Source organism: Burkholderia singularis (assembly GCF_900176645.1).
In the GTDB taxonomy this organism is placed as follows: Bacteria; Pseudomonadota; Gammaproteobacteria; order Burkholderiales; family Burkholderiaceae; genus Burkholderia; species Burkholderia singularis.
In genome coordinates this window covers 1-3,120 of the sequence record NZ_FXAN01000114.1, presented here as the reverse complement: position 1 = coordinate 3,120, position 3,120 = coordinate 1, and the positions used below count along the sequence as shown (strand labels likewise).

2 protein-coding genes are annotated in these 3,120 nt (G+C 54.2%); both read left to right on the top strand.

Going from position 1 to position 3,120, the window contains the following annotated elements; all coding sequences use genetic code 11:
* Positions 1–600 precede the first annotated feature (600 nt).
* Positions 601–1,878, top strand: a complete 1,278-nt coding sequence (locus tag BSIN_RS25900) for a glycine-rich domain-containing protein (RefSeq protein ID WP_159936050.1) — start codon at positions 601–603, stop codon at positions 1,876–1,878.
* An 81-nt stretch (positions 1,879–1,959) separates the two neighbouring features.
* Positions 1,960–2,619, top strand: coding sequence for a hypothetical protein (locus tag BSIN_RS23300; protein WP_089342171.1), 660 nt, complete (start codon positions 1,960–1,962; stop codon positions 2,617–2,619).
* Positions 2,620–3,120 lie beyond the last annotated feature (501 nt).

Here is a 3,120-nt window from a genome sequence, read left to right as displayed (position 1 = left end):
AACCGCGCTGGCCGATGCGCAAAAGCAGCGCGTGCAGGCCGTCGCGAAATGGCAGACCTCCCGCCTTCGCTTGGCGCAAAGCCTGGGCAGCCTCGATATGTCGTCTGCTTACTAAAAGCGGCGATTAAGAAAAAAGACGGAGGAGACGATCCGGCCGAACGGAGCGCGCGCATTCGTGCTTGCTCGCATGAATGCGCACGCCGAGTCGGTCAATCAGTTCGCATTGCACCGAATCGATTTGCCACTTTGCTTGCGCTGACGGCTTTTCCCACCATCGCCCCTACGCTCACAACTGCGCGATCGGCGACAAATAACAAGAGAAACGTGTGGCAGCCGCAATAATCATGAAGTATGCCTAACGATATTCGCGTCGGTTCGTTTGCATGATCGAAGAACTCGTCCCGCGTGCTCAACGGGACGCCGGCATATTGAGCGCTTCGCCTGCAGCGCCCCGCCTTGATCAAGACAGCACGGCCGCCATCTCTTTTTGCTGTTCAATTTGACGACGTCGTAAAAGATACGCGACCGTCTGCAATATGCATTTGTAAACTCATTTCATCGCATTGAAAGAGTTGATAAAACATCTCGGGTGAGGTTTGCATGGCGAATCGCATAGATGAGACTTGGCACCGCTTGCGCGAGTGGACTTACGGTTCTACGCCGTCAGAAAGGCTCGCCGCTCAAATTCTTCATCATGAAGGATTTGAAGCCATTAACCCGAGCCATCCACTCGGAGGAAAGGACGGCGGCCAAGATGCTTGTTGCATGTATGCGGACGAGCCGTGGAGCATGGCTGTCTATTTTCCCCGCGGCGAAAAAGGCTACCAAGAAATCAAAACTAAATTCCTGTCGGATGCCGAGAAGGTAAAGCAGCAGAATTCCACGGGCATCGCGTTCGTTACAAATCAAGAATTGAGGCTGAGCGAGCGTAAAGAGCTAGAAGAATCGGCGAATCCACTGAAGGTTGAGTTGTTTCATCTTGAGCGCGTTGCTGGCATCCTTGACCGCCCGGAAATGGAATCCGTTAGGCGGCAATTCTTGTCTATCGACACAGATTCCTCATCGACTATTAACAATATCGGCGGGACGGGCGGAAACGCGCCCGGTGCCGGAGGCGGTGGCGGAGGCGCAATCGGTGAAGCGCGCGGTGGCGACGGTGGTCGAGGCGGGAATATATACAACTTCAGTAGCACGCCCGGAGCTGCCCCGGCGGCGGGAGGCGGTGGTGCTGGCGCCTTTGGCCCAGAATCTCAAGGCGGTGAAGGCGGGCAAGGTGGAGAATATGTGACAGCAATCCTCAAAGTCACTCCGGGAATGAGCATCCCCATAAAGATAGGTGAAGGTGGTAAATCAGACCCGAATGGCGGCGACGGTGGCGATGGCGGCGACACATCCTTCGGCGATATCGTTGCCAAAGGTGGAAAAGGTGGGAAAGCCGGATTCAATGTGATTGTCAGCAGAGAGGTATCCGAGGTTGATCGGAATGCGGGATTACATATCAGCACGTTGATCCTCGCTGAATGTTGCCACTCCCGGGACGGACTTGCTTACATCTTGGCGGCGGGTATCGAGCGCGTTACCTTTGCTAAATTGCCAGAAAGGTTCGCTTTCGTGTTGTTTGGCGTATTGTCTATTGGTAATGCGACATTGGGCGTCGAATATGAATTCACTGCGTCAATCGAGTCGCCGAGCGGTGAGGCTGCATGGTCCCAGCCATTCAAAGTCTTCAGCGGGCCGCCTCGCCGAATTGCTAGGCCATGTTTCGCACTATTGGTCGATTGCGAAATTGATCAACCTGGGATTTGGACGATCCTGATCCACTCAGCGAGTCATTGCTTTGGGCGATTACCAATTGAAGCTATGGTCCCATCAAGCTGACGAAGTTATTGGCGCACTGAATGTCCTCGAACACCTCTGCATGCCTGATGCCGTGGAGCACCTCACCTTAGGACCGTCACAATGCATGCCGAATCCGTCTACAAGGCGATGATGTCTGAGGCCGCAAGCCGCCTCATGGCGGCAGATCGTTTTATCGCGCACCACGGTAGTGTTGAAGAGGTCGGCTATCTGGAATCGGCGGCACTTCAGCTTCGCAAAGCCTTGGAAACTATAGCATTTTCAGCTATTTCCACGAACAAGGCAGCTTATGAAGAGATTCGTTCCAAGGCCGAACAAAACAAGGATTTCACGCGGGATTACCACGCGAACCGGATCTTTCGCGATCTGCAGCGGGTACAGAAGGACTTCTACCCGCTCGCACTGGTCCCTGCTGTCAACCTTACTCCTGAGCTTCCGACAGGACGGACCTGGCACTTTGATCGGAAAAAGGATGGCTATCTGACTCAGGACCGATTCACAAAGATCTACGACAGGTTAGGGAAATACCTTCATGCCCGTAATCCTTGGGATCAGCTAGTCCAGTGGGAGGGATTGATTGAGTTTCTCCCCAGTGTCATCGAGGAAGCACGGTCCTTGATCGAGTTGCACGCCGCCTTTATCCGAACCGCGGATTTCAACGGTGTCTGGATTGTCGAGGTGCCCAAGGGTTCTATCGAGCCCAAGATTATTGTCGGGAAGGCCGACGGCAACTTCGCGGTGTTCAACCACGGAAAGGCCTAGGATCCGGACACTCAGACGCGGGTTCTGGCGGCGTTGGTTGTCTCGAGGGGAAGCCAATATGCCAGACCCAACGGAAGGATCCACAGTAAGGGTTCGTGCATCGTCCTACTTAAATTCGACGACGGTCCGCTGATAGAGCGGACCAGCCGTTCGAGTGGCCGTAGGAATGCGACGGTGGATGACCGAGTTTGGCCGCACTGAGGCAGACGATCTGACGTTGTCTGTTTGGTCTAGTCCAGCCTTATACAGATCAATCGATTACGGGGTTCGCTATACTCGTCGCCTTTTCTCTGGCTGGAGGGATAAATCGATCGCGAAATTGGCTCGGCCGTAGTGTGCCAAATATGTCGCTAAACGGTGCCAAATCACGCGCGACGTTACAAAATGTACTTTTCAACACCCAGAAAGCACAGTAAGCGTGGAGCCGATACCGTGTTGACGGCGTGAGTTACCGGTTTCCCCAACGATTGGAAGCCATGCGTAGCAGCGTGGCATTGGCAG

What these genes read in the sequence shown, in the direction of transcription:
- BSIN_RS25900 (WP_159936050.1), top strand. Translation starts at nt 601, where the DNA reads ATGGCGAATCGCATAGATGAGACTTGGCACCGCTTGCGCGAGTGGACT.
- BSIN_RS23300 (WP_089342171.1), top strand. Translation starts at nt 1,960, where the DNA reads ATGCATGCCGAATCCGTCTACAAGGCGATGATGTCTGAGGCCGCAAGC.